Origin of the sequence: Streptomyces pratensis (assembly GCF_037137275.1) — a bacterium.
GTDB classification, from domain to species: Bacteria; Actinomycetota; Actinomycetes; order Streptomycetales; family Streptomycetaceae; genus Streptomyces; species Streptomyces pratensis_B.
This window is the reverse complement of the sequence record NZ_JBBBEN010000084.1, coordinates 54,801-81,294: the sequence shown is the minus strand read 5'-3', so window position 1 is coordinate 81,294 and position 26,494 is coordinate 54,801. Positions and strand designations below refer to the sequence as shown.

Sequence of the window (26,494 nt, the reverse complement as noted above, 5' to 3'; positions counted from 1 at the left end):
CCGACGGGCCGGGTTCAGGCGGACATCGGCCGCTGCATCCTGATCGACTGGAGCAGGCCGATGGCGACCCAGACGGCGAACATGGAGGACCCTCCGTAGGAGACGAAGGGCAGCGGGAGTCCGGCGACCGGCATGATGCCGAGCGTCATGCCGATGTTCTCGAAGGACTGGAAGGCGAACCAGGCGATGATCCCGGCGGCGACGATCGTCCCGTACAGCTCGGTGGTCTCCCGGGCGATCCGGCAGGCGCGCCACAGGACGACGCCCAGGAGCAGGATGATCAGTCCGGCGCCGAGGAAGCCCAGTTCCTCGCCGGCGACGGTGAAGACGAAGTCGGTCTGCTGTTCGGGGACGAACTGGCCGGTGGTCTGGGTGCCCTCGAAGAGCCCGGTGCCGGTGAGCCCGCCCGAGCCGATCGCGATGCGGGCCTGGTTGGTGTTGTAGCCGACGCCCGCCGGGTCCAGCGCGGGGTTGGCGAAGGCCGCGAACCGGGCGATCTGGTAGTCGTCGAGGAGACCGAGCTGCCAGACGGCGACGGCTCCGGCGGCCCCGGTGCCGAGGAGGCCGAAGACCCAGCTGTTGGAGGCCCCGGAGGCCAGCAGGACGCCGAGGACGATGACGGCCATCACCATCACCGAGCCGAGGTCGGGCATCAGCATCACGATGGCCATGGGGATGGCCGCGATGCCCAGGGCCTTGGCGACCGTGCGGTGGTCGGGGTGCGGCTGGTCGCCCGCGTCGACGCGGGCGGCGAGCAGCATCGCCATGCCGAGAATGATGGTGATCTTGGTGAACTCGGAGGGCTGGATCGAGAAGCCGGCTCCGAGCTTGATCCACGCGTGGGCGCCGTTGACGGTGGCGCCGAGCGGGGTGAGGACGGCGATGACCAGGATGACCGAGAGGCCGTAGAGGATCGGGACGGCGCCCCGCAGGGTGCGGTGGCCGAGCCAGATCGTGCCGACCATCAGGACGAGTCCGATGCCGGTGTTGAGGACGTGCCGGAAGAGGAAGAAGTAGGGGTCCCCCTGGGTGAGCGCGTCACGGTTGCGGGTGGCGGACCAGACGAGCAGCGCGCCGAGCGCGGACAGCGCGAGCGCGGAGCCCAGCAGCGGCCAGTCCAGCCGCCGCACGACGGAGTCGCGGGCGGTCAGCTTGGCCCAGGAGCCCTGCTCGGGGGCGTACCGGGAGACGGAGAATCCGTCGGCCATCAGGGCTGCCTCCCCGCCGGTGAGCCGGTGAGCCCCGGCTGGCCCGCGGGCCGGACCGGCAGGCCCTCGATCTCGGGCTCCTCCCCTTCCGGCTGGGCCGGGTCGGGGTTGTACGGCTTGATCTCCGGGGCGGGGATCGAGCCGTCGGGCTGGATCTTCGGCAGCGCCTTCTGCGGCTGGGGCAGCAGGGCCCTCTCCAGGTCCTGGTTGCCCTCGGCGTCGAGACCGTAGATCGCGTCGTAGATCTTGCGGACGGCCGGCCCGGAGGCGCCGGAGCCGGTGCCGCCCTGGGAGATCGTCATGACGATCGTGTAGTCGTCGGTGTAGGTCGCGAACCACGACGTGGTCTGCTTGCCGTACACCTGGGCGGTGCCGGTCTTGGCCCGCATCGGGATCTTGTCCTGCGGCCAGCCGCCGAACCGCCAGGCCGCGGTGCCGCCCGGCTCGACCACGGAGCGCAGGCCCTTGTCGAGGTCGCTGATCGTTTGGGCGTCTATGGGCAGCTTCCCGGTGACCTGGGGCTCGATCCTTTCGACCTTCTTGCCGTCGGGGCTGATCACGGCCTTGCCGACGGTGGGCGCGTGGAGGGTGCCGCCGTTGCTGATGGCGGCGTAGGCGGTGGCCATCTGGATGGGGGTGACGAGGACGTCGCCCTGGCCGATGGCGTAGTTGATGCTGTCGTAGGCCTTGAGCTGGTTGCCTTCGAGGCAGCTCTCGTAGGCGATCTGCTGCACGTAGGTGCCGCCCTTCTTGCCCTGCTTGCACCAGGCGTCCTTGTTGGCCTCCCAGAAGTCCTGCTTCCATTCGCGGTCCGGGATGCGGCCCTTGACCTCGTTCGGCAGGTCGATGCCGGTCTCGTCGCCGAGCCCGAAGTCCCGGGCGGTCCGGTAGAACCAGTCCTTGGCGTCCTTCTTCGGCTTGATGCCCCCGTCGCGCTGCCACTCCTGGTGGCCCAGACGGTAGAAGACGGTGTTGCAGGAGTACTTGAGCGCCTCGCCGAGCGTGATGGGCCCGTGGCCCTGGGACTCGAAGTTGGCGAAGCTCCGGCTGCCGAGGCTGTAGGAGCTGCTGCAGTTGTAGCGGCCGTCGAAGGGGTAGCCGGCCCGCACGGCCGCGCTCGCCGACACCACCTTGAAGATGGAGCCCGCGGGGGCCTGCCCCTGGATGGCCCGGTTCAGGAGCGGGTAGTTGGAGTTCTTGCCGGTGAGTTTGGCGTACTCCTTGCCGGAGATGCCGCCGACCCAGGCGTTGGGGTCGTAGTCGGGCTGGGAGGCCATCGAGACGATGCGGCCCGTCTTCGACTCCATGACCACGACCGCGCCGGAGTCCGCCTCGTACTTCCGGCCGGTGATCTTGTCGGTCTCCTGACGGACGGTCTTCATCGCCTGGTGGAGCTCGTACTCGGCCACTGCCTGGACCCGGGCGTCGATGCTGGTGACGACGTTGGAGCCGGGCACCGCAGGGTCGTTCTCCGCCTCGCCCATGACGCGGCCGAGGTTGTCGACCTCGTAACGGGTGACGCCCGCCTTGCCCCGCAGCTCCTGGTCGTAGGTGCGCTCCAGCCCGGAGCGGCCGACCTGGTCGGAGCGGAGGTAGGGCGAGTCGCTGTCCTGGGCCTTGGTGAGCTCCTCGTCGGTGACCGGAGAGAGGTAACCGAGGACCTGCGCGGTCCGCGCCCGGCCGGGTGCGGCGTAGCGGCGTACGGCGGTGGGCTCCGCGGTGATGCCGGGGAAGTCCTCGGCGCGCTCCCGGATCTGGAGGGCCTGCTGGGTGGTGGCCTCGTCGGTGACCGGGATGGGCTGGTAGGGCGAGCCGTTCCAGCAGGGCTGCGGGGTCTGGGAGTCGCAGAGGCGGACCTTGTCCCGGACCTCCTCGGGCTTCATGTCCAGGACTTCGGCGAGCCGGGTGAGGACCGCGACGCCGTCGTCCTTCATCTTCAACAGCTCGGTGCGGCTCGCGGAGACGACGAGCCGGGTCTCGTTGTCGGCGAGCGGCACGCCCCGGGCGTCGAGGATCGAGCCGCGGACGGCGGGCTGCACGACCTGCTGCACGCCGTTGCCCGCCGCTTCCGCGGTGTACTCGTCGCCGTTGCGGATCTGGAGGTACCAGAGGCGTCCGCCGAGGGTGAGGAGCAGGGAGAAGACGAGGACCTGGATGACGATGAGCCGGATCTGGACGCGCTGGGTCCGGCCGGTCTCGGGGATGTTGCTCACCCGGCGCCCCCGGTGACGGCGCGGGGGCCGGTCGCCGGGGCGTACGGCCTCGCCGGGCGCCCCTCGGCCGCGTTGCGGGGGCCGGCCCCCGTGGAGTGCGGTGTCACAGTCGTTTGACCCCCTTGATCCGTCCCGCGCGGGCGGCGCGGTTGCGGGCGGCCTTGACGCGCAGGCCGCCGCGCTGGTTGCCGATCCGCAGGCCGGTGCCGGAGGCGAGCCAGCCCGCGGCCACGTCGTTGCCGCCGGAGGACGCCTCGGCGACCGGATCGTTCTCGGTGCGTCTGGCCAGCGCCATGATCAGCGGCACGGTGAAGGGCGCCAGCAGCAGGTCGTAGACGGCGGCGGTGAACAGCAGGCCGCCCAGGCCGACATGGCGGGCGGCCGTGTCGCCGACGAGGGCGCCGACCCCCGCGTACAGCAGGGTCGAGCCCACCGCCGCGACGACGACCACGGCCATCGGGGCGAACGCCGACCGGAGCTGGCCGTTCTCCGGCCGGGCCAGGCCGGCGAGGTAGCCGACGACGCAGAGCACCAGGGCATAGCGCCCGACGGCGTGGTCGGCGGGCGGCGCGAGGTCGGCGAGGAGCCCCGCGCCGAAGCCGATGAGCGCGCCGCTGACGTGCCCGTACACGAAGGCGAGGGCCAGGACGGTGAGGAGCAGCAGGTCGGGGACGGCGCCGGGGAGTTGGAGGCGGGCGAGGACGGAGACCTGGACGACCAGGGCGACGACGACCAGGGCGGTGGAGAGCAGAGTCCGGTTGAGGCGCATGGGGGTCAGCTCTACTCCTGGTCGTCGGCCGCGTTGTCGGGTCGGGCGTCGCCGGCGGCGTCGGCCGCCCGGCCTTGGTCCTGCTGGTCGTTGATGTTGCCGACGACCTTTCCGGAACCGTCCACGAGGTCGCCGTCGGGCTGGGCGGTGACAGTGACGGTGGGGGCCGGCTTGGACTTCTTCCTGGCGGGCTTCTCGGGCAGGACCATGTCGCGGGGGTCCTCTCGGGGGGCCTGGACGACGACGCCGACGATGTCGAGCTTGGTGAACCCGACGTACGGCTCGACGTAGACCGTGCGGGTCAGCGCGCCCCCCGAGGGGTCGACGCGGACGACCTCGCCGACCGGGACGCCGGGCACGAACGGCTTGTCCTTGCTGGAGCCGAAGGTGACCAGCCGGTCGCCCTTCTTCACCTGCGCCTTGCCGTTGAGGAACTGGACCGCCAGCGGGCGTGCGCCCTGGCCGGTGGCGAAGCCGAGCTCGTCGGTCTTCTCCATCCGGGTGCCGACGGTGAAGTCGGGGTCGTTGGCGAGCAGGACCGTCGCGGTGTGCGGGCCGACGGTGGTCACCCGGCCGACCAGCCCGTCCCCGTTGAGGACGGTCATGTCCCGGCGGATGCCGTCGTCGGAGCCGGCGTCGATGGTGACCGTCCAGGAGAAGCCCTGAGCCGCTCCTATGGCGATGACCTCGGCGCCCTTGATGCCGTACTGCCCGGCGCCCGCCTTCTTCAGCATGGCGTCGAGCTGGCGGACCCGGCTGTCGGTGCGGTCGTCGCTGCCGAGCCTGGTCTTCAGCGCGGCGTTCTCGCGCTCCAGGACGGAGATCCGGTCGTGCCGCTTGCCGGAGTCCCGTACGGCGCCTATGGCGTTGCCCACCGGGTCGACGGCTGCCGCCACACCGTTCTCGACCGGTCCGAAGACCGTGGCGGCGGCCTGCCGCGCACCATCGACCGGTGACTCCTCACCGCCTCGGATATCCACCGTGATCAGGGCGAATGCGATGGCGATGAGCAGCACTAGGAGCAGCCGGCTCTCTCGTGTGTCCCTCACGTGCGGCGGCCGTGCCTTCCTCGTCGGAATGTTCGTGCCTGTATGTACGCATCTGTACGCGGGTACGTTCGTACGTGTACAGCAACGATCTCTGTCAACGGTCCGGCGCGCGGAGCGACAGCGTCCGTACGCCGGATCGGGTGATGCCGTAGGGCCGAACGCCCGGCCCCTATCGGCGGGGCTGGGCGTCCAGGACCTGCTGGAGCGCCTCGAACTCCTCGACGCACTTGCCGGAGCCGAGCGCCACCGAGTCCAGCGGGTCCTCCGCGATGTGGATCGGCATGCCCGTCTCGCGGCGCAGCCGTTCGTCCAGCCCGCGCAGCAGCGCGCCGCCGCCGGTGAGGACGATGCCGCGGTCCATGACGTCACCGGACAGCTCGGGCGGGCACTTGTCGAGCGTCGTCTTCACGGCGTCGACGATGGCGTTGACGGGCTCCTCGATGGCCTTGCGGACCTCTGCGGCCGAGATGACGACGGTCTTGGGCAGCCCGGAGACCAGGTCGCGGCCGCGGATCTCGGTGTGCTCGTCCTTGTCCATGTCGTACGCCGAACCGATGGTGATCTTGATCTGTTCGGCGCTCCGCTCACCGAGGAGGAGCGAGTACTCCTTCTTGATGTGCTGGATGATCGCGTTGTCCAGCTCGTCGCCCGCGGTGCGGATCGACTGGGCCGTGACGATCCCGCCCAGCGAGATCACGGCGACCTCCGTGGTGCCGCCGCCGATGTCGACGACCATGTTCCCGGTGGCCTCGTGGACCGGCAGGCCGGAGCCGATCGCCGCCGCCATCGGCTCTTCGATGATGTGCACCTGGCGCGCTCCGGCCTGCGTCGACGCCTCGATGACGGCGCGGCGCTCGACCCCGGTGATGCCGGAGGGCACGCAGACCACGACCCGGGGGCGCGCCAGGTAACGACGCTTGTGGATCTTCAGAATGAAGTAGCGGAGCATCCGCTCGGTGATCTCGAAGTCGGCGATCACACCGTCCTTCAGGGGCCGTACGGCGACGATGTTGCCCGGCGTACGGCCGATCATTTTCTTGGCCTCGGAGCCGACCGCCAGAATTCCGCCGGTGTTGGTGTTGATGGCCACGACGGACGGCTCGTTCAGGACGATGCCGCGCCCCCTGACGTACACCAGCGTGTTGGCAGTCCCGAGGTCGATAGCCATGTCACGGCCGATGAACGACATTGAGTTCCCCTTGTTCCCCATGAGGATGCGTCGGGCCTTCCCAGGAAGCGATGATGGCTTGTTCTGGTAGGCGAGAGGTGGCGCTGCGGGCGTGGAAGCTTCCATCGTAGTGCTGTATGTGCGGGTACAGCGCGACGGACCTTCGCCAGGATGGGTGGAACGGGTGCACGTTCCACCCATGGTGACGTTACGTCGGAGCAATGGGTTCCCGCGAGCCCGAACCCTATGCCGAGGGGCGACCGAATTACCTCGGTCGCCCCGTACGGACAGCGCTGTTCGGCCGATCGGGTCAGGAAAGTCCCGGAAAGAAAAGCTTCAGTTCCCGCTCTGCGGACTCCACGGAGTCCGAGGCGTGGATGAGGTTCTCCCGGGTGATCGTGCCGAAGTCCCCCCGGATGGACCCGGGCGCGGCGGCGATCGGGTCGGTGGGGCCGGCCAGGGCGCGGACGCCCTCGATGACCCGCTCGCCTTCGGCCACCAGAGCGACGACCGGGCCGGAGGCCATGAACTCCATGAGCGGCTCGTAGAACGGACGGCCCTTGTGCTCGCCGTAGTGCTGCTCCAGCGTCTCCTGGTCCAGGGTGCGCAGCTCCAACGCGGCGATCCGCCAGTCCGCCTTGCGCTCGATGCGGCCGACGATCTCACCGATGAGGCCGCGGCGGACCGCGTCGGGCTTGAGCAGGACGAGGGTGCGCTGAGTCATGTACGGCTCCTTGCAGGCCAGGCATACGGGTGCGGTGAGGGCGAGATTACAGGGGGGCGTGAACGGGCCGACGCCCGGGTTCACCCAGCGTCACCCTCAGCCCCTGGGACACGGGGTGGGCGGTGGCCGAAGTGGCCGGGGCCCGGGCGTCAGGCCGCAGCCTCCCCGGCTTCCTGCTGGGCGGCCCAGTCGGCCTTCACCGCGTCGATCTTGCGGCCGTAGTGGATCGAGGCCCACCACAGACCGCCGAAGGCCAGCCCCAAAATGAACATCATCGGAACCACGAAGCCGCTGAGCACGAGGGCGACCTGGAGCGCCCAGCCCAGCTGCACGCCACCGGGGCGCGTGATCATTCCGCACAGCAGCACGGACAGCACCATGCCGACGCCGCACACCGTCCAGACCGCGGCCATGGAGACGTCGTCCAGCTTCATCGCGACGAGTCCGGCGAAGCCGATCACGAAGAACTCACCGATCAGCGTCGAGGCGCAGAGTGTCCGCATGCCTGTCTCAGCCCCTTCCCAGCAGCAGCCGGGCTTCGCCGACCGTGATCACGGAACCGGCCACCAGCACCCCGGCGCCCGCGTACTCGTCCTCTTCCTCGGCCAGCGTGATCGCCGCCTCCAGCGCGTCGTCGAGACGTGGTTCGACCTGGACCCGGTCGTCGCCGAAGACCTCGACGGCGATCGCGGCCAGCTCGTCCGCGTCCATCGCGCGGTCGCTGGAGTTCTGCGTGACCACGATCTCGGCGAAGATGGGCTCGAAGGCTTCCAGCAGCCCCCGCACGTCCTTGTCGCCGCTCGTGCCGACCACGCCGATCAGCCGGGAGAAGCTGAACGCCTCGGAGATCCCCTCGGCGGCGGCCTTGGCTCCGGCCGGGTTGTGCGCGGCGTCCAGCACGACCGTGGGGCTGGAACGCACGACCTCCAGCCGACCGGGCGAGAGCACAGAGGCGAACGCGGAGCGGATCGCGTCGATGTCGAGCGAGCGGGCCTGCTCGGCGCCGATGCCGAAGAACGCCTCGACGGCCGCGAGCGCCACCGCGGCGTTGTGCGCCTGGTGGGCCCCGTACAGCGGCAGGAAGACGTCGGTGTACTCGGTGGTCGCGCCGCCCAGGCCGCGCAGCGTCAGCAACTGCCCGCCGACGGCGACCTCTCGGGAGACGACGCCGAACTCCATGCCCTCGCGGGCCACGGTCGCGTCCACCTCGACGGCCTTCTTCAGCATCACCTGCGCCGCGTCCACCGGCTGCTGCGCCAGGATGACCGTGGCGCCCTGCTTGATGACCCCGGCCTTCTCCCCGGCGATCTCGGCCGGCGTGTCACCGAGCCGGTCCGTGTGGTCCAGCGAGATGGGCGTGACGACGGCGACCGAGGAGTCGATGACGTTGGTGGCGTCCCAGGTGCCGCCCATGCCCACCTCGACGACCGCCACGTCCACGGGCGCGTCGGCGAACGCCGCGTACGCCATGCCGGTGAGGACCTCGAAGAAGGAGAGCCGGTAGGGCTGCTGGGCGTCGACCATCTCGACGTACGGCTTGACGTCCTCGTACGTCTCGATGAACCGCTCGGGGCTGATCGGGGACCCGTCCAGGCTGATCCGCTCGGTGATCGACTGGACGTGCGGCGAGGTGTAGCGGCCGGTGCGCAGTTCGAACGCGTTGAGCAGGGCCTCGATCATGCGGGCCGTGCTGGTCTTCCCGTTCGTCCCGGTGATGTGGATGGAGGGGTAGGCGCGCTGCGGCTCGCCGAGGACGTCCATCAGGGCGGCGATGCGCGTCACGGACGGTTCGAGCTTGGTCTCGCCCCAGCGGCCGGCGAGCTCCTGCTCCACCGCGCGCAGCGCCCGGTCGGTCTCGGGGTCGGCCGGGCGGGCCGGGACCGCTTCGCCCCGGGGCTGGCCCGAGTGGGCGCGCAGCGTGCGGCTCCCGGCCTCGATCACCGCCAGGTCGGGGTCGCGCTGGGTCGCCTCGTCGACGATCTCCTCGAAGGTGTCGTCGGGATCGGACGCGTCATGCCGGTCTGAAGGGCGGGGCTCACTCACGGGGCCAGTCTACGGATGGGCGCGGACATCGCGCGCAGCGCCCGGCACACGGACGGGCGAGGGCGCGGCGGGGACCAGGCGCGCGCTGCGCCGTCCGGGGGTACGGCGAGGCCCCCGCGCTCCCGGTCGGTCGGGGGCGCGGGGGCCTCGGGTTCAGCTCATCAGTTCTGCGGGAGAGCCGCCAGCTGGGCGCCGATCCGCTCGATGTCCGCCTCGGCCTTGGAGAGCCGGCCGCGGATCTTGTCGACCACGTTGTCCGGGGCCTTGGCCAGGAACGCCTCGTTGCCGAGCTTCCCGGTGGCCTGGGCCTTCTCCTTCTGCGCGGCCTCCAGGTCCTTCGTGAGGCGCTTGCGCTCCGCCGCCACGTCGATCGTGCCGGACAGGTCCAGGGCGACGGTGGCCCCGGCGACCGGGAGGGAAGCGGTGGCCTGGAAGCCGTCCCCGGCGGGCTGGAGCCGCAGGAGCTGGCGGATGGCCGCCTCGTGCGGGGCGAGCGCCGTGCCGGTCAGGACCAGTTCGGCCGGGACCTTCTGGCCGGGCTGGAGGCCCTGGTCGTTGCGGAAGCGGCGGACTTCGGTGACGACCTGCTGGACGAGCTCGATCTCCTGCTCGGCGGCGTCGTCGCGGAAGCCGGAGTCACCGGGCCACTCGGCGATGACGACGGACTCGCGGCCGGTGAGCGCGGTCCACAGCGCCTCGGTGACGAACGGGACGATCGGGTGCAGCAGCCGCAGCATCACGTCCAGGACCTCGCCCAGGACCCGGCCCGAGACCTCGGCCTGCCGGCCGCCCGCGAAGAAGGTGGTCTTGGACAGCTCGACGTACCAGTCGAAGACCTCGTCCCAGGCGAAATGGCGCAGCGACTCGCTGATCCTCGCGAACTGGAAGTCGTCGTAGAAAGCGTCGACCTCCGCGACCGTCTTGTTGAGACGGGACAGAATCCAGCGGTCGGTGACCGACATCTCCTCGACGGGGGGCAGTTCGCCCTCGATCGTGGCGCCGTTCATCAGGGCGAATCGGGTGGCGTTCCAGATCTTGTTGGAGAACTTCGCCGAGCCCTGGACCCACTCCTCCCCGATCGGCACGTCGGTGCCCGGGTTGGCGCCGCGCGCGAGGGTGAAGCGCAGGGCGTCGGAGCCGTACTTGTCCATCCAGTCCAGCGGGTCGACCACGTTGCCGAAGGACTTCGACATCTTCTTGCCGTGCTCGTCGCGGACCATGCCGTGCAGGACGACGGTGCCGAACGGCGGGACGCCGTCGTTGACGTAGAGGCCGAACATCATCATCCGGGCGACCCAGAAGAAGAGGATGTCGTAGCCGGTGACCAGGACGGAGTTCGGGTAGAACTTCGCGAGGCTGTCGGTCTGCTCGGGCCAGCCGAGGGTGGAGAACGGCCACAGGCCGGAGGAGAACCAGGTGTCCAGGACGTCGCTGTCCTGGGTCCAGCCCTCGCCGGTCGGCGCCTCGTCGTCCGGTCCGACGCAGACGACCTCGCCGTCGGGCCCGTACCAGACGGGGATGCGGTGGCCCCACCAGAGCTGGCGCGAGATCGTCCAGTCGTGGAGGTTGTCGACCCAGTCGAAGTAGCGCTTCTCCATCTCCTGCGGGTGGATCTTGACGCTGCCGTCGCGGACCGCGTCACCGGCGGCCTGGGCGAGCGGGGCGACCTTGACCCACCACTGGAGCGAGAGGCGCGGCTCGATGGTGGTCTTGCAGCGCGAGCAGTGGCCGACGGAGTGGACGTACGGCCGCTTCTCGGCGACGATCCGGCCCTCGGCGCGCAGGGCGGCGACGATGGCCGAGCGGGCCTCAAGGCGGTCCAGCCCCTCGAAGGGGCCGGGGACGGTGATGACCGCGCGCTCGTCCATGACCGTGAGGAACGGCAGGTCGTGGCGCCTGCCGATCTCGAAGTCGTTCGGGTCGTGCGCGGGGGTCACCTTGACCGCGCCGGTGCCGAACTCCGGGTCGACGTGGTGGTCGGCGACGACGGGGATGGTCCGGTCGGTGAGCGGCAGCTTGACCTGCTTGCCGATCAGGTGCCGGTAGCGCTCGTCGTCGGGGTGGACGGCGACGGCGGTGTCACCGAGCATCGTCTCTGCGCGGGTGGTGGCGACGACGATGGTCTCCTCGCCCTCCCCATAGGTCATGGAGACGAGTTCGCCGTCGTCCTCCCGGTACTCCACCTCGATGTCGGAGATCGCGGTGAGGCAGCGGGGGCACCAGTTGATGATGCGCTCGGCGCGGTAGATCAGCCCGTCGTCGTACATCCGCTTGAAGATGGTCTGCACGGCCTTGGACAGGCCCTCGTCCATCGTGAAGCGCTCGCGGTCCCAGGCGACGCCCTCGCCGAGGCGGCGCATCTGACCGGAGATCTGGCCGCCGGACTCGTTCTTCCACTTCCAGACGCGCTCGACGAAGGCCTCACGGCCCAGGTCGTGGCGGGACCTGCCCTCCTTGGCGAGCTCGCGCTCGACGACGTTCTGGGTGGCGATGCCCGCGTGGTCCATGCCCGGCTGGTACAGCGCCTCGAAGCCCTGCATCCGCTTCCGCCGGACCAGCGCGTCGATCAGGGTGTGCTCGAAGGCGTGGCCCAGGTGGAGGGAGCCGGTGACGTTCGGCGGGGGGATGACGATGCTGTAGGGCGGCTTGTCGCTGTGTTCGTCGGCTTCGAAGTAACCGCGTTCTACCCAGCGCTCGTACAGCTTCCCCTCTACCTCGGCCGGCGCGTACTGGGTCGGCAGTTCGGGGGTGCTGGCTGGCTGCTGCTGAGCGTTCTCGGTCACGGGGGACAGTTTAGGGCCGTCACAGTCCTGCACTGAAACGGGTTGGTTCAGTAACGGTGTCCGGCCCGGCCCCCCATGTCGGGTCGGCGTCCGTCAGGATGTCAGCAACGCATAAGGACCGACCGGCACGTGGAGGGCGGGAGCCGGAGCGGGGCCGGGTGCGTGCAGTGGCGGGGCACAGGATTGGGTCGACGCCGCGGACGCACACGCCCGGCCCCGCGACGCCGCCCTTCAGTGCCCGTCGGTCCGAGAAATCTGGAGGGGACACCGCAATGAGCTACAACCAGCCGGGACCGTACGGCGGGCAGCCGCCGCAGGGCCAGCCCGGTCCGTACGGGCAGCAGCCGGGCCCGTACGGCGCCCCGCCGCCGCAGGGCCCGCCGCAGGGCCAGCCCGGCTACGGTTACCCGCAGCAGGCTCCGCAGGGCGTCCCGCCGCAGCAGCCCCCGCAGGGCTACGGCTACCCCCAGGCCCAGCAGCCGGGTCCCTACGGCCAGCAGCCGCCCGCTCCCCCGTACGGCGGTCAGCAGGCGTACGGGGGGCAACCCCCGTATCCGCCCCAGCAGCAGCCGAAGAAGAAGACCGGGTTGATCATCGGCGCCTTGGTGGTGGCTCTGGCGGTCATCGCGGGCGGGGCCTACTTCCTCACGTCGGGCGGCGGCAGTGACGTGGCGGACTCCACCAGGGGGTACAAGCTGACGCCGGCGGCCTCGGTGGACGACTACAAGAAGGACCTGAGGGAGAAGACCCCGTCCGGGCCGCTGACGGGCGAGGAGAAGGCCGAGACGGAGGCCATGGGGATCAAGAACCCCAACCAGGCCGGCGCCCGGTACGTGAGCGGCGACGTGGAGAAGAACCCGCTCACCGCGAAGATGCTCATGCTCATGGGGGTGTGGGGCGAGGTCGACGATCCGGACGCCGCCATCGACCGCTTCTTCAAGAACGCCGAGAAGGAAGTGATGTCGGACGAGAAGTTCGAGGGTTCGCTGGTCGGCAGCGCGAAGAGCGTCACTCCGGACGGCTTCGAGGGCGCGCTGATGAAGTGCCAGGACTTCAAGGTCGTCAACGAGGACGCCGACGGCACCCTGCAGAAGGGGCCCAAGGACATGACCATGCCCATCTGCGTCTGGGCCGACTACAGCACGGTCAGCGCGGTGATCGGCGTCGACATCGGCGGAGCCATGACCAACAAGGCGATGTCGCAGGACGAGGCGGCCGGCCTGGCCGCCAAGCTCTACAACACCTCGCGCACCAAGATCTGACGCATCGGGACCGACGCGCCGTAGGGCCCGTCAACGCCGAAGGGGCGCCTGCCGGTCGACCGGCAGGCGCCCCTTCGGCGTGGTGACGGAGCGGACCGCTACGCGGACTTCTCGTGGCGGCCGCCGTCGTTCTTGCCGATGGTGCGCGGCTCACGCGGGACCAGCGTCGGGTTGACGTTGCTGCGGACGACGTCCGGGGTGATGACGACACGGGCGACGTCCTTGCGGGACGGCACCTCGTACATCACGGACTGGAGGACTTCCTCCATGATCGCGCGCAGGCCGCGGGCTCCCGTCTGGCGCAGGATCGCCTGGTCCGCGATGGCCTCCAGCGCCTCACGCTCGAACTCCAGCTCCACCCCGTCGAGTTCGAACAGCCGCTCGTACTGCTTGACGAGGGCGTTGCGCGGCTCGATGAGGATCTGGAGCAGAGCCTCGCGGTCCAGGTTGTGGACCGAGGTCAGGACCGGAAGGCGGCCGATGAACTCGGGGATCATCCCGAACTTCACCAGGTCCTCCGGCATGACCTCCTGGAACTGGTCGCTCGCCTGGATCTCCAGCTTGGAGCGGATGGTGGCGCCGAAGCCGATGCCCTTGGCGCCGGCCCGGGACTCGATGATCTTCTCCAGGCCGGAGAACGCGCCGCCCACGATGAAGAGCACGTTCGTCGTGTCGATCTGGATGAACTCCTGGTGCGGGTGCTTCCGTCCGCCCTGCGGCGGCACGGAGGCGGTCGTGCCCTCCAGGATCTTCAGCAGGGCCTGCTGCACGCCCTCGCCGGAGACATCGCGGGTGATCGACGGGTTCTCGCTCTTGCGGGCGACCTTGTCGATCTCGTCGATGTAGATGATCCCGGTCTCGGCCTTCTTGACGTCGTAGTCCGCGGCCTGGATCAGCTTCAGCAGGATGTTCTCGACGTCCTCGCCGACATAGCCGGCCTCCGTCAGCGCCGTCGCGTCCGCGATGGCGAACGGGACGTTGAGCATCCGGGCCAGCGTCTGTGCGAGGAGCGTCTTTCCGGAACCCGTGGGGCCCAGCAGGAGGATGTTGGACTTGGCCAGCTCGATCGCGTCCTCACGACCGGCTCCACCGCCGTTCTCCCCGGCCTGGACCCGCTTGTAGTGGTTGTACACAGCGACCGAGAGGGCCTTCTTCGCGGGCTCCTGCCCGACGACGTACCCCTCCAGGAACTCGTAGATCTCGCGGGGCTTGGGAAGCTCCTCCCAGCGCACCTCGCTCGTCTCCGCGAGCTCCTCCTCGATGATCTCGTTGCAGAGATCGATGCACTCATCGCAGATGTACACACCGGGTCCCGCGATGAGCTTCTTCACCTGCTTCTGGCTCTTTCCGCAGAACGAGCACTTGAGCAGGTCGCCGCCATCACCGATGCGTGCCACGAGGTGCTTCCCCTTCGCCTGGGAGACGCCTGGTTCAGCGGCTCCTGGTGCCTCTATCCGACGGTACCTTGCCTGGGCCCCCGATCGGGCCCCCCTTGGCCCGGTTCACACGGCCGTGGTCGTGCGAACCGCACATGCCAAGGGGAAAGACCGACGTCAGAGCGATGAACCCGCGGTGGTCTTGCGGGTGGAAACGATCTGGTCGACCAGACCGTAGGCCAGGGCGTCCTCGGCCGTCAGGATCTTGTCGCGCTCGATGTCCTCGCTGATCTTCTCCAGCGGGGTGGTCGAGTGCCGGGCCAGCATCTCCTCCAGCTGCGTACGCATACGGAGGATCTCGTTGGCCGCGATCTCCAGGTCGGAGAGCTGCTCGCGGCCCGTCTGGGAGGACGGCTGGTGAATGAGCACCCGGGCGTGCGGGAGCGCCATGCGCTTGCCCGGCGTGCCGGCGGCCAGCAGGACCGCCGCGGCGGAGGCGGCCTGGCCCATGCAGACCGTCTGGATGTCCGGCTTCACGAACTGCATCGTGTCGTAGATCGCGGTGAGCGCGGTGAACGAGCCGCCGGGGCTGTTGATGTAGATCGAGATGTCGCGGTCGGGGTCCATCGACTCCAGGCACAGCAGCTGCGCCATGACGTCGTTCGCCGACGCGTCGTCGATCTGGACGCCCAGGAAGATCACGCGCTCCTCGAAGAGCTTCGCGTACGGGTCGTACTCGCGCACGCCCTGCGAGGTGCGCTCCACGAAGCGCGGGACGACGTAGCGGTTGTCCACCTGCGGGCCGGTGTAGAGGCCGCTCGCGGAGGCGCCGGAGAAGTTGTTCATGTGGGTGTTCACCATCCTGGTGGCGTTCTGTGGGCTGGGGGTCTCGGCGTACGAGAGGTGAGCGGAAGGTGGTTCCGCCGGTCCGGTGGGGACCAGGTCAGGCACCGGTGCCGCCGCCGCCCGGGATGCCCGACGCGAACGTGATGATCTCGTCGATGAGGCCGTAGTCCTTGGCCTCCTCCGCCGTGTACCAGCGGTCGCGGTCGCCGTCGCGGATGATCGTCTCGACGGTCTGGCCGGAGTGGTGGGCGGTGATCTCCGCCATCCGCGTCTTGGTGCGGAGCAGGTACTCGGCCTGGATCTTGATGTCCGAGGCCGTGCCGCCGATGCCCGCCGAGCCCTGGTGCATGAGGATGTCGGTGTTCGGGAGCGCGAAGCGCTTGCCCGCGGCGCCGCCGGTGAGCAGGAACTGGCCCATCGAGGCGGCCATGCCCATGCCGATGGTGACGACATCGTTGGGGATGTACTGCATGGTGTCGTAGACCGCCATACCGGCCGTCACCGAACCGCCGGGGCTGTTGATGTAGAGGTAGATGTCCTTGTCCGGGTCGGCGGCAAGGAGCAGGAGCTGTGCGGTGATCTTGTTGGCGATGTCATCGTCGACCTGCTGGCCGAGGAAGATGATGCGCTCGCCGAGCAGTCGGCTGTAGACCTGGTCACCGAGGCCTCCACCGAGGGACGGCTCTCCGGCGGCGTAGGGCATCAGATTCGTCACGTATCCACCTGCTCGTCTCTGACGGCTCCGGCCGTCTCAGCGTCTTCGTACCGGGCGGGTGAGGGACTCCCCCACCCTTCCTCTTCATGGACCCTAACGCGCAGGTGGGACAACGCCATCCCGCTTCCGCAACTGTTCGCTGGGAGCGCAAGGTGCGCAGTGGGCACAAGGGTTCCGGGGCCGCACAGCGATACGACCGCCCCATGACGGCGGGCCCCGGACGCGTGGTGCGTCCGGGGCCCGCCGTACCGGTCAGCGCGAGGCTGCCGAGTGGATCAGCGCGAGGCTCAGGCCTCGTTCTTCTCGTCGGCCTTGCCCTCCGCCTCGTCCTCGGTGGCGGCCTCGGCCGTCTCCGTGGTCTCGGCGGTCTCGTCCTCGTCCTCGTCCTCGAGGTCGACGATCTCACCGTTGGTGTCGACGACCTTGGCCGCCTCGACGACGACGGCGAGCGCCTTGCCGCGGGCGACCTCGCCGACGAGCATCGGCACCTGGCCGCCCTCGACGACGGCCTGGGCGAACTGGTCGGGGCTCATGCCGGAGGAGGCAGCGCGCCGCATGAGGTGCTCGGTGAGCTCCTCCTGGTTGACGTTCAGCTTCTCCTTGTTGACCAGCTCGTCAAGGATGAACTGGGTCTTGATGCCCTTGACGGCCTGCTCGGAGGTCTCGTTCTCGAACTCCTCCAGGGTCTTGCCCTGGATCTCGAGGTACTTCTCGAGGTCGAGACCCATCTGGCCGAGCTGGTGGTGCTCCAGGTTGTGCTTGCGGGTCTGGACCTCGTCCGCGAGCAGCTTCTCCGGGATCGGGACCTCGGCGAGCTTCAGCAGCTCCTCCAGGACGCGCTCCTGGGCCTGGGTGGCCTGGTCGTACTGCTTGGTGGTCTCCAGGCGCTTGCGGCTGTCGGCCTTCAGCTCCTCCAGCGTGTCGAACTCGCTGGCCATCTGGGCGAAGTCGTCGTCCAGCTCGGGGAGCTCACGGGCGGCGACGGCGGTGACCTTGACGGTGACCTCCGCTGCCTTGCCCTCGGCCGAGCCGCCCTTCAGCTCGGAGGTGAAGGTGGCCTCGCCACCGGCCTCCAGGCCGGTCACGGCCTCGTCGATGCCGTCGAGGAGCTCGCCGGAACCGATGGTGTACGAGACACCGGCGGCCACGCCGTCCTCCAGGACCTCGCCGTCGACCTTGGCCTCCAGGTCCAGCGTGACGACGTCGCCGTCGGCGGCGGCGCGCTCGACCGGGTTGGTGGCGGCGAAGCGCTCGCGGAGCTCCTCCACGGCCTTCTCGACCTCTTCGTCGGTGACCTCAAGGGCGTCGACGGTGACCTCGATGCCGGAGTAGTCCGGGATCTCGATCTCGGGGCGTACGTCAACCTCGGCGGTGAAGGCCAGCAGTTCGCCGTCCTTCAGCTCGGTGATGTCGACCTCGGGCTGGCCGAGGACGTTCAGCTCACCCTCGTTCACCGCCTCGGTGTAGAACTTCGGGAGGGCGTCGTTGACGGCCTCCTCCAGCACCGCACCGCGGCCGAACCGCTGGTCGATGATCCGGGCGGGGATCTTGCCCTTGCGGAAGCCCTTCACCGTGACCTGCTGGTTGATCTTCTTGTACGCCGCGTCGAGGCTGTCCTTGAGCTCCTCGAAGGGCACCTCAATGCTGAGCCGAACCCGAGTCGGGTTCAGGGTCTCCACGGCGCTCTTCACGGTTCGGTCTCCTTGGTGGCTGACTTCTTGGGGTTCTGCTGGGCCGCCGAGTGGCGGCTTCGCGGACCGAGCCCGGTACATCAGACACACGGGCACGCATTTTGCATAGTAACGGCAAGGGGGAGCACTCCCACAATGCGATCTTGCTGGTGGTCGGGGTGGCCGGATTCGAACCGACGACCTTCCGCTCCCAAAGCGGACGCGCTACCAAGCTGCGCCACACCCCGTCGGTGCGAGACGTAGGGTACATGCACGGGAGCAGGGGGGTCGCCGCTTTCCCCGGGCGCCGCGGCGGGTCCGTTCCGGCGGCCGGCGGGCGGAGGTGTGCGAGCACCGCCGTCGACCCGCTACGATGCTCTTCGTGCCGCGGTCCACGGACCGGCGGCGCGGTGCTTGCGGGCGTAGCTCAATGGTAGAGCCCTAGTCTTCCAAACTAGCTACGCGGGTTCGATTCCCGTCGCCCGCTCCACATGGCCAGGGGCCGGGTCGGAGGATGCTTCCTTTGACCCGGCCCCTGCGCGTCGGCAGACGCGTCGCGGCCTGCCGCCGCCCGCGCTCGGGAGCCGACCCTCAGAAGCTGATCTGGTTGATGGTGTCGGCTATCGAGTTCATGAACCGGTTGATCGACGGGGCCATGCCGGTCGACGCCAGGAAGAAGCCGAAGAGGGCGGCGACGATCGCGGGGCCGGCCTTGATGGAGCCCCCACGGATCATTACCACCAGGATGACCGCGAACAGCAGCACCATAGACAGTGAAATAGCCACGTCTGATCACACCCTCGGTCGGTCCGCCTTGCCGGCCCGGAAGCGTGCACCAGAGCGCGCCCCGTCGCCCCCATCGTGCCACCAACTCCCCCCTGGTCGCTGCTGGGTGATGGAACGAACTGACCGGATTCCGCCATCCTCGCCCACCCTGGCGCGCCCGCGCGGGGCGCACCCGGGCGGGGCGCGGGGAGTCGGCACGGCCCGCGCCCCGCCCGCGGCCGGCCGGTGGACCGGCTGCGGCCCACCTGCGGCCCACCTGTGGCACACCTGTGAATTCCCTGCGGACAAAAGTCCGGTGCGACGATCCTCTCCGTATCCCCACACTTCTTTCACAGCCAATTGCAAGCTCAGGTGCGACGCAATTCACTCACGCCAGCACTTCGCCGTCATGCCCCACTTGAGCGGGGATCAAAAGGGCGTAACGGGCACTACTCGACGGTTCCACAGGGAAATAGCGGGGAACACGCTGCATTTCCCCGCGGTTTTACGCGAGACAATCAGCCGGTCTAATGTTCCTGAGATGTTCCGAGCTCCGAGCGCATACGACAGGGCCCCGCTTCCCCCGGCGACCCGGGAACCGGAGCCCAGACACGAGCAGACACCGACCGCCACCGCGCCGCCGCCCGACCCCGGGACGGCAGCGCCCCCCACCGCCGCCGCGTCCTCCTCCGCGGCGAGGAAACGCGACCCCTACTTCGACAATGTGAAGTATCTGGCCATCGTTCTCGTCGCGGTGGCCCACGCCTGGGAACCGGTGATGGACGGCAGCCGGGCGACCCGGGCGCTGTACATGATCGTGTACACGTTCCACATGCCGGCGTTCATCCTCATCTCCGGCTATTTCTCCCGTTCGTTCGACATGACCCCGGCCAAGGTGAAGCGACTCATCACCTCGGTCGCCGTGCCGTACGTGCTGTTCGAGACGGCCTATTCGCTCTTCAAGCGATACGCGGGCGATTCGCCCGACACGCCGATCAGCCTGGCCGATCCGCTATATCTGACCTGGTTCCTGGTCGCCCTCTTCGTCTGGCGGGTGACCACACCGATCTGGCGCGCCTTGCGCCACCCGCTGCCGGTGGCGCTCGCGATCGCGATGCTCGCCACCCTGTCCCCGGACATCGGGGACGACCTCGATCTCCAGCGGGTGCTGCAGTTCCTGCCGTTCTTCGTCCTCGGTCTGCTGATGAAGCCCGAGCATTTCGCGTGGGTCCGGCGGCGCGAGGTGCGCCTTCTGGCCCTGCCTCTGTTCGCGGGCGCGCTGCTCCTCGCCTACTGGATCGCCCCGCACATGCGGCTCGGCTGGCTCTACCGCGCCAACAGCGCGCAGGAGATGGACGTCCCGTGGTGGTCGGGCGCGGTGTTGACCCTGGTGATGTTCGGCTGCGCCTTGGCGCTGACCATCGGCTTTCTGGCGTGGGTGCCCAGGAGGGCCACCTGGTTCACGGCGCTGGGGGCCGGGACGATCTGCGGCTACCTGCTGCACGGATTCCTGGTCAAGGGGGCCGTGTACGCAGGCCTGTTCGACCACTACACCTGGCTCTCCGGTCCGGCAGGGCTCGTCGTCGTCTCGGTCGTGGCCGGGAGCGCGGTGACGCTCATGTGCACACCGCTGGTCGGCCGGGCCCTGAGGTCCGTCACCGACCCGGATATGACGTGGGCCTTCCGAAAGGATTCCGCCAAGCGCTGACCCCGGGCGGAGGGGGCGCCCCGGCCCCGCCCTCGGCCCCCTCCGCTCGCCTTCTGCGCTGTTCGCCGGTCCTTCGGTCCGCCGGCGACCGGAGGGGGTCAGCGCCTCTCGGGGTTGGCCGAATTCTTTCGGTCCGGAGGCGGTGTGCCGCCGCCCAGCCCCAACAGGCGTCGCGTCTGCGCATATTTCGCCGCCAGCCGGGTACGGGTCGCCGGATCGAGGCTCGCGAGACGTGCGGGGTCCGCGTTGTGGGCGAGATCCGCCTCCTTGATCAGCAGGGCGCCCGGAGTCGCGAGAATCCGCCCCGTGTACGAGGTCAGCGCCTCCCCCGGCCACTTGGTCATCGCCAGGACCATGTCCTTCACCTCCTGGGGCAGGGGCGCCTGAGCCAGCCACCGCGCGGAGAGCACGTCGTCCTCGACCGCGTCGTGCAGCCAGGCCGCCGCGATCTGCTCCTCGCTGCCGCCCCGCACCCGTACTCCTTCGGCCACGGCCGCCAGATGCTCCGCGTACGGGCGGCCCGCCCTGTCGGTCCGGGTCGCGTGCGCCTCGCGGGCTACGGCCTCCACCGCGGCGAGCGTCAGTCGGTCTGTCATGAGTCGACCCTACGGCGGCACGGGCAGGAAGGGCGGACCCGCCCCGTGCTCCGGTCGTGCCGCCCCTCCGACGCCGGGCGCGCGCCGCTGCCGGCCGGCCAAGGCCCCCGCCACGAGACCGTGGCCCCTCGGGGCGCTTCTCACGCCCGGCGTGAGAGCAGCAGCAGCGCCCGGTCGTCGTTGACGTCCTTGGCGCAGGCCTCGATGAGATGCCAGGCGGCCCCCTCGAAGCCGGTCGGCACATAGCGCTCGGCCTCGCCCGTCAGCCGGTCGATGCCCTCGGAGATGTCCCGGTCGGACGCCTCCACCAGGCCGTCCGTGAAGAGCATGAGCACGTCGCCCGGAGCGAGCGACCCCTTCACGGCGTCGAACTCCGCCCCGTCGTACACCCCGAGCAGGGGGCCCTCCCCGGACTTCTCCTCCCAGTGGCCGCTGCCGGCGTGCAGTTGGAGGGCGGGCGGATGGCCGGCCGAGTAGATCTCGTAGTCCCCGGAGTCAAGGTCCAGCACCAGGTGGATGGAGGTGGCGAAGCCCTCGTCCCAGTCCTGGCGGAGCAGATAGCCGTTGGCGGCGGGCAGGAAGCCGTGCGGGGGCAGCGAGCCCAGCAGCCCGCCGAAGGCGCCCGAGAGCAGCAGGGCCCGGGAGCCCGCGTCCATGCCCTTGCCCGAGACGTCGGTGAGGACGGCCTCCAGGGTGCGGCCTCCGTGGGTGCGGGCCGCCACGACGAAGTCCCCCGAGAACGACTGGCCGCCCGCCGGGCGCAGGGCCATCTCCCGGTGCCAGCCCTGGGGCAGTCGGGGCAGGGAGCTCTGGACCCGGATGCGTTCGCGCAGGTCGAAGAGCATCGTGCCGCCGCGCCGCCAGGGGACCCCGACGCGGGCCCGGAACTGGGCGAGGACCAGGCCGAAGAACCCGCAGGCCGCGACCACGAGCACGGTGCCGGGGGTGACCCGGGCCGGGCCGTCCTGGTAGGGGCCGAGGGTGAGCGCCTCCACGATCAGGGCGGTGGCGGCCGTCGCGTACAGGCCCAGCAGGCTGGCGGGGCGCAGCAGCAGACCGCCCGCCACGATGGGCAGGACGAGGGCGGTCGGGGGGACCCACAGCGGGCTGACGACGGTGGCGCAGGTGATGGCCGGGATCGTCAGCAGCAGGCCTGCCAGGGCGATCCAGTCGGCGCCGTCGCCCCGGAAGTAGTCGACTCCGGATTTGCGCAGCCCGATGCGGGCCCGGTGCAACGCCCTGCGCCACCGGGCCCAGAAGTCGTCTGCTCCTCCGCTACGGGCCACTGCGGGGACCTTATCCACCCGGACGCCTCCGGTGCAGGGGGACCCCGGTGGCCAGGCGCGCGAAACGGGGGCGTCCGGGCGGCGCGAACCGTCACTGCCCGGCATATGCCCCGGTCCAGTGGGGCACAACCGCGTGGGACGGCAGGGGGGTTGGCGCCTCAGCGGTGAGGCGCGGGGGGGGGCGTCAGCGGTCAGGCACGGGGGGTGTCAGCCGCCGTCCGGGCCCGGCTTCTGGCACCCCGGGCACCAGAAGAGGTTGCGGGACGCCAGGTCCGCCGTGCGGATCTCCGTACGGCAGATGTGGCAGGGCAGGCTGGCCCGGCGGTAGACGTAGACCTCGCCGCCGTGGTCGTCCACGCGGGGCGGCCTGCCCATGGCCTCGGGCAGGTGTTCGGGGCGAACCGTGTCGATGCGGTTGTTCCGTACGCCCTCGCGCATCAGCTCGGTCAGGTCCGCCCAGATCGCGTCCCATGCGACGCGGGCGAGGTCCTTGCCCGCGCGGTAGGGGTCGATGCCGTGGCGGAAGAGGACCTCTGCGCGGTAGACGTTGCCGACGCCCGCGACGACCTTCTGGTCCATCAGGAGCGCGGCGACGGTGGACCGGCTGCGGGAGATCCGCCGCCAGGCGCGCTCGCCGTCCTCTTCGCCGCGCAGCGGGTCGGGGCCCAGCCGCCCGTGTATCGCGCCCTTCTCGGGGTCGGTGATCAGGGCGCAGGCAGTGGGACCGCGCAGATCGGCGTAGTGGCCGGCGTTCACCAGCCGGAGGCGGACGGTGTCGGTGGGCGGCGGAGCCGGCGCCGTGCCGAAGCCGAGCCTGCCGAAGAGGCCGAGGTGGATGTGGACCCAGCCGGCGTCGCCGAAGCCGAGGAAGAGGTGCTTGCCGTGGGCGTCGGTACCGGTGAGGGTGCGCCCGTCGAGCAGGGCCACGCTGTCGGAGAACTTTCCCTGCGGGCTGCTCACCCGGACCGGTGCGCCGGCGAACCGTTCGGCGTGGTCGGCGGCGAGGCGGTGGATCGTGTGTCCCTCGGGCACGGCGGGCTGCTCCCTATCCCTGAGGCGAGGCGGTGAGGCGGGGGCGACATGGCGGTGCCGCCGGGCACGGGCCCGGCGGCACGGAAAGGCGTGGGGCGGCGGGGCGGGGTCAGCCCTGCTGGGGGTGGTGGGCCGGGATCGGGGGGAGTTCGCGGGTCGTCTCGTACGCCGAGAGCATCTCGATGCGGCGCGTGTGGCGCTCCTCGTTCGAGTACGGCGTGGAGAGGAAGATCTCGACGAACTTCGTGCACTCCTCGACCGTGTGCATCCGGCCGCCGATCGCGACGACGTTGGCGTTGTTGTGCTCACGGCCGAGGGCGGCGGTCTGCTCGCTCCAGGCCAGTGCGGCGCGAACGCCCTTGACCTTGTTGGCGGCGATCTGCTCGCCGTTGCCGGAGCCGCCGATCACGATGCCGAGGCTTTCGGGGTCGGCGGCCGTCAGCTCTGCGGCACGCAGGCAGAACGGCGGGTAGTCGTCCTGGGCGTCGTAGATGTGGGGGCCGCAGTCGACGGCCTCGTGGCCGTGGGCGCCGAGCCACTCGACGAGGTGGTTCTTGAGTTCGTAACCGGCATGGTCGGATCCGAGGTACACGCGCATGGGCGAAGTGTGGCACGAACCGCGCGGACGGCCGCACCCGGGCGTCGGCCGCGGCCCCCGCACCGGCCGTCGCGCGCCTCTCCCCGTCCTCGTCCCGGCCGGCCCGGGGTACGGGAGCCCGCCTGCGGCCCCCGTGCCCCTCCGGCCACACGGGCCGGAGGGGACAGCGAAGAGGCCCGCCGGTCCTGGTGTTCCAGGGCGCTCCCGGTCTTCCAGGACGATCCGGCGGGCCTCTCCCGCGGCCCTCGCGGGGCCGGGCCCCCGTGGAGCCAGGGGCGGGGGCGGGTTCAGCCGCGGCGGCCGATGAGCTTCCAGGCGGCGGGCAGCGCGCCCATGGCCAGCGCCGCCTTGAGCGCGTCACCGATCAGGAACGGGAGGAGGCCGGCCGCCACGGCGGCGCCCAACGACATCCCGGTGGACAGCGCCAGGTAGGGGACGCCGATGGCGTAGATGATCGCGGAGCCGATGACCATGGTGCCCGCGGTGCGCACGACCGAGCGGTCGCCGCCGCGCCGGGCCAGCGCGCCGACGACGGTGGCGGCCAGCAGCATGCCGAAGACGTAGCCGAGGGACGGCATCCCGTAGCCAGAGGAGCTTTCGGCGAACCACGGCATGCCGGCCATGCCGACGACCGCGTACAGCGCGAGGGAGAGGAAGCCGCGGCGGGCGCCCAGCGCGGTGCCGATGAGGAGCGCGGCGAAGGTCTGGCCGGTGACCGGGACCGGGGAGCCGGGGACCGGGAGGGCGATCTGGGCCGCGATGCCGGTCAGGGCGGCGCCGCCGAGGACGAGGGCCGTGTCCACGGCGTAGCGGTGCCGGGCTGCGGGCAGCAGGTCGGCGAGGACCGCTCCGGAACGGACGGGGGCGGCAGCAGTGCTCATCGGGACTCCGCGGGTGAGGGCAGGTGGCCCGGGGGAAGGCCCCTGCCGGGCAGTGGGGTCGGGCTCCCGCCGACGTTAGCCCACGGCCCGACGCCCGATCACCATCAGCCGCCCACAAAGCGGCGGTTGAGGCCTTGGTGGGATTCACACAAAGGCGTCGGCACAATCCTGTTCCGACGTGACGCTCATCACGGAGGTGAAAGCCGCTTCGGAGGCTTTTGGCAGAGAGGGCTCCGGGAGGCGAGACTGTTACTTCCCCATAAACGATCAGCTCGCCCTGATCGACCCGCGACTGACCCGGAAGTGACCGCCCCCCATGCACGAGGTTCCGCCTGCCGCCCCCTCCCTCGTCCCGTCCGAGCCGCTCTCCCCCGGGCTCAAGCAGCGGCATCTGACGATGCTGGGACTCGGCGGGGTGATCGGGGCCGGGCTGTTCGTCGGCTCCGGCGCCGGGATCGCGGTGGCCGGGCCCGCGATCGTCGTCTCGTATCTGATCGCGGGGGCGCTCGCGATGCTCGTGATGCGCATGCTCGGCGAGATGTCCGCCGCGATGCCCGCCTCCGGATCGTTCTCCGTGCACGCCGAGCGGGCGCTCGGGCGGTGGGCCGGTTTCAGCGTCGGCTGGCTGTACTGGTTCCTGCTGGTGGTCGTCCTCGCCGTGGAGGCGACGGCCGCCGCGCAGATCGCCCACGGCTGGGCGCCCGGCGTCGAACCGTGGGCGTGGGTGCTGCTGTTCATGGTGGTCTTCACGGTGGCGAACCTGGCCGCGGTGAAGAACTTCGGCGAGTTCGAGTTCTGGTTCGCCGCGCTGAAGGTGGGCGCGATCGTGGTGTTCCTGGCGCTGGGGCTGCTGGCGGTGTTCGGCCTGCTGCCGGACACCGATCCGGTCGGGATGACGAACCTCACCGGGCAGGGCGGCTTCCTGCCGAACGGCTGGAGCGGAGTCGTCTCCGGCGTGCTGACCGTGGTCTTCGCCTTCGGTGGGCTGGAGGTCGTCACCATCGCCGCCGCGGAGACGGACGATCCGGCGCGCGCGGTGGGGCGCGCGGTGCGCAGCGCGGTGGTGCGCATCCTCTTCTTCTACGTCGGTTCGATGCTGGTCATCGTGACCGTGCTGCCGTGGACTGCCCAGCAGGCCGGGCTGAGCCCGTACGTGAAGGTGCTGGACGAGGTCGGGGTGCCCTCGGCGGGGCAGATCATGAACATCGTGGTGTTCGTGGCGCTGCTCTCGGCGCTCAACGCCAATCTGTACGGCTCCTCGCGCATGATCTTCTCCCTGGCGGAGCGCGGTGAGGCGCCCCGCGGGCTGCTGAAGGCGTCGGGCAGCGGGGCGCCGCGGCGCGCGGTGCTGGCTTCGGTGGCCTTCGGTTTCGTCTCGGTCCTGCTCAACCTGCTGTGGCCGGACACCGTGTTCCTCGCCATGCTCAACTCGGTCGGCGCGGTGCTGCTCTTCGTCTGGGCGCTGATCGCCGCCTCCCAGCTGCGGCTGCGGGGCCGGCTGGAGCGGGAGGCGCCCGGGGCGCTCACCCTGCGGATGTGGTGCTTCCCCTATCTGACCTGGCTGACGCTGGCCGGTCTGCTCGGGGTGCTGCTGTTGATGCTGACCGACGACGCGGCGCGCCCGCAGGTGCTGTGGTCGGCCGGGGCGACAGCTCTGGTGCTCCTGGTGGCGGTGGGGCGGGAGAGGCGCGAGCGCACCCGATGACCCCCGACCGGTAGCCACGTGGGCACCAGGTGTGAACCTCGTGACCGTATAGCGGACACTCGTCCCCCTTCAGCGGTACTGGTGCTCAGATGGTGGG

General features: G+C 70.2%; 22 protein-coding genes and 2 tRNA genes. 4 read left to right on the top strand and 20 right to left on the bottom strand.

All coding sequences use genetic code 11. The features are described 5' to 3' along the window. Window positions 1–14: 14 nt before the first annotated feature. The 9 genes from rodA to V9U70_RS11640 all read right to left on the bottom strand — a co-directional run bounded on the left by rodA (window position 15) and on the right by V9U70_RS11640 (window position 11,957). Window positions 15–1,208, bottom strand: a complete 1,194-nt coding sequence (gene rodA, locus V9U70_RS11680; protein WP_336674511.1) for a rod shape-determining protein RodA — start codon at window positions 1,206–1,208, stop codon at window positions 15–17. After that, window positions 1,208–3,421 (bottom strand): penicillin-binding protein 2, encoded by a 2,214-nt coding sequence (gene mrdA, locus V9U70_RS11675; RefSeq protein WP_336674509.1) that lies wholly within the window; start codon window positions 3,419–3,421, stop codon window positions 1,208–1,210. Before mrdA ends, rodA begins: the two co-directional genes overlap by 1 nt. A gap of 103 nt (window positions 3,422–3,524) precedes the next feature. Next, the gene (mreD, locus tag V9U70_RS11670) at window positions 3,525–4,190 is read right to left on the bottom strand and encodes a rod shape-determining protein MreD (protein WP_336674508.1); all 666 of its coding nucleotides are present in this window, start codon (window positions 4,188–4,190) and stop codon (window positions 3,525–3,527) included. An 11-nt stretch (window positions 4,191–4,201) separates the two neighbouring features. Next, a complete protein-coding gene (gene mreC / locus V9U70_RS11665) occupies window positions 4,202–5,239 on the bottom strand; it encodes a rod shape-determining protein MreC (RefSeq protein ID WP_336674506.1) in 1,038 nt (345 codons plus the stop codon). 169 nt (window positions 5,240–5,408) lie between these two features. Continuing rightward, window positions 5,409–6,428 (bottom strand): rod shape-determining protein, encoded by a 1,020-nt coding sequence (locus V9U70_RS11660; protein WP_336674504.1) that lies wholly within the window; start codon window positions 6,426–6,428, stop codon window positions 5,409–5,411. 289 nt (window positions 6,429–6,717) lie between these two features. Then, window positions 6,718–7,131 carry a nucleoside-diphosphate kinase gene (gene ndk / locus V9U70_RS11655; protein WP_336674502.1) on the bottom strand — a complete coding sequence of 138 codons (414 nt, stop codon included), beginning with the start codon at window positions 7,129–7,131 and terminating at the stop codon, window positions 6,718–6,720. A 149-nt stretch (window positions 7,132–7,280) separates the two neighbouring features. Continuing rightward, a complete protein-coding gene (locus V9U70_RS11650; protein ID WP_336674500.1) occupies window positions 7,281–7,634 on the bottom strand; it encodes a DUF4233 domain-containing protein in 354 nt (117 codons plus the stop codon). Between the two features lie 7 nt (window positions 7,635–7,641). Beyond that, window positions 7,642–9,174 (bottom strand): bifunctional tetrahydrofolate synthase/dihydrofolate synthase, encoded by a 1,533-nt coding sequence (gene folC, locus V9U70_RS11645; protein WP_336674499.1) that lies wholly within the window; start codon window positions 9,172–9,174, stop codon window positions 7,642–7,644. 161 nt (window positions 9,175–9,335) lie between these two features. After that, entirely contained in the window at window positions 9,336–11,957 is a 2,622-nt protein-coding gene (locus V9U70_RS11640) for a valine--tRNA ligase (RefSeq protein WP_336674498.1), read from the bottom strand. A gap of 272 nt (window positions 11,958–12,229) precedes the next feature. Between V9U70_RS11640 and V9U70_RS11635 the strand changes: the two genes are divergently transcribed. After that, complete coding sequence (locus V9U70_RS11635) at window positions 12,230–13,219, top strand: hypothetical protein (RefSeq protein WP_336674496.1); 990 nt, start codon at window positions 12,230–12,232, stop codon at window positions 13,217–13,219. A gap of 98 nt (window positions 13,220–13,317) precedes the next feature. Here V9U70_RS11635 and clpX read toward each other — a convergent pair whose 3' ends face one another. From clpX to V9U70_RS11610, 5 genes are all read right to left on the bottom strand, one after another. Continuing rightward, window positions 13,318–14,616: an ATP-dependent Clp protease ATP-binding subunit ClpX gene (clpX, locus tag V9U70_RS11630; RefSeq protein WP_336674494.1), complete on the bottom strand. Its 1,299-nt coding sequence runs from the start codon at window positions 14,614–14,616 to the stop codon at window positions 13,318–13,320. A 156-nt stretch (window positions 14,617–14,772) separates the two neighbouring features. Further along, complete coding sequence (locus tag V9U70_RS11625) at window positions 14,773–15,456, bottom strand: ATP-dependent Clp protease proteolytic subunit (protein WP_336674492.1); 684 nt, start codon at window positions 15,454–15,456, stop codon at window positions 14,773–14,775. 82 nt (window positions 15,457–15,538) lie between these two features. Continuing rightward, window positions 15,539–16,144 (bottom strand): ATP-dependent Clp protease proteolytic subunit, encoded by a 606-nt coding sequence (locus V9U70_RS11620; RefSeq protein ID WP_327179998.1) that lies wholly within the window; start codon window positions 16,142–16,144, stop codon window positions 15,539–15,541. Between the two features lie 299 nt (window positions 16,145–16,443). Then, window positions 16,444–17,847: a trigger factor gene (gene tig / locus V9U70_RS11615; RefSeq protein WP_336674490.1), complete on the bottom strand. Its 1,404-nt coding sequence runs from the start codon at window positions 17,845–17,847 to the stop codon at window positions 16,444–16,446. 150 nt (window positions 17,848–17,997) lie between these two features. Then, a tRNA-Pro gene (locus V9U70_RS11610) sits at window positions 17,998–18,074 on the bottom strand. Window positions 18,075–18,242: 168 nt separating this feature from the next. Here V9U70_RS11610 and V9U70_RS11605 point away from each other — a divergent pair. Continuing rightward, a tRNA-Gly gene (locus V9U70_RS11605) sits at window positions 18,243–18,316 on the top strand. A 101-nt stretch (window positions 18,317–18,417) separates the two neighbouring features. Here the strand turns inward: V9U70_RS11605 and V9U70_RS11600 are convergent. After that, the gene (locus V9U70_RS11600) at window positions 18,418–18,612 is read right to left on the bottom strand and encodes a hypothetical protein (protein ID WP_032790970.1); all 195 of its coding nucleotides are present in this window, start codon (window positions 18,610–18,612) and stop codon (window positions 18,418–18,420) included. Between the two features lie 520 nt (window positions 18,613–19,132). Between V9U70_RS11600 and V9U70_RS11595 the strand changes: the two genes are divergently transcribed. Continuing rightward, complete coding sequence (locus V9U70_RS11595; protein WP_336674489.1) at window positions 19,133–20,299, top strand: acyltransferase family protein; 1,167 nt, start codon at window positions 19,133–19,135, stop codon at window positions 20,297–20,299. Between the two features lie 98 nt (window positions 20,300–20,397). Here V9U70_RS11595 and V9U70_RS11590 read toward each other — a convergent pair whose 3' ends face one another. From V9U70_RS11590 to V9U70_RS11570, 5 genes are all read right to left on the bottom strand, one after another. After that, window positions 20,398–20,895 carry an HD domain-containing protein gene (locus V9U70_RS11590; RefSeq protein WP_336674488.1) on the bottom strand — a complete coding sequence of 166 codons (498 nt, stop codon included), beginning with the start codon at window positions 20,893–20,895 and terminating at the stop codon, window positions 20,398–20,400. A 140-nt stretch (window positions 20,896–21,035) separates the two neighbouring features. Continuing rightward, on the bottom strand, window positions 21,036–22,181 hold the full coding sequence (locus V9U70_RS11585) for a PP2C family protein-serine/threonine phosphatase (protein WP_336674486.1): 1,146 nt from the start codon (window positions 22,179–22,181) through the stop codon (window positions 21,036–21,038). Between the two features lie 207 nt (window positions 22,182–22,388). Beyond that, window positions 22,389–23,213, bottom strand: coding sequence for an Fpg/Nei family DNA glycosylase (locus V9U70_RS11580; RefSeq protein WP_336674484.1), 825 nt, complete (start codon window positions 23,211–23,213; stop codon window positions 22,389–22,391). 109 nt (window positions 23,214–23,322) lie between these two features. After that, window positions 23,323–23,811: a ribose-5-phosphate isomerase gene (locus V9U70_RS11575; RefSeq protein ID WP_336674483.1), complete on the bottom strand. Its 489-nt coding sequence runs from the start codon at window positions 23,809–23,811 to the stop codon at window positions 23,323–23,325. Between the two features lie 287 nt (window positions 23,812–24,098). Next, window positions 24,099–24,692, bottom strand: coding sequence for a biotin transporter BioY (locus V9U70_RS11570; protein WP_336674481.1), 594 nt, complete (start codon window positions 24,690–24,692; stop codon window positions 24,099–24,101). A 316-nt stretch (window positions 24,693–25,008) separates the two neighbouring features. Between V9U70_RS11570 and V9U70_RS11565 the strand changes: the two genes are divergently transcribed. After that, window positions 25,009–26,397 carry an amino acid permease gene (locus V9U70_RS11565; protein WP_336674479.1) on the top strand — a complete coding sequence of 463 codons (1,389 nt, stop codon included), beginning with the start codon at window positions 25,009–25,011 and terminating at the stop codon, window positions 26,395–26,397. Window positions 26,398–26,494 lie beyond the last annotated feature (97 nt).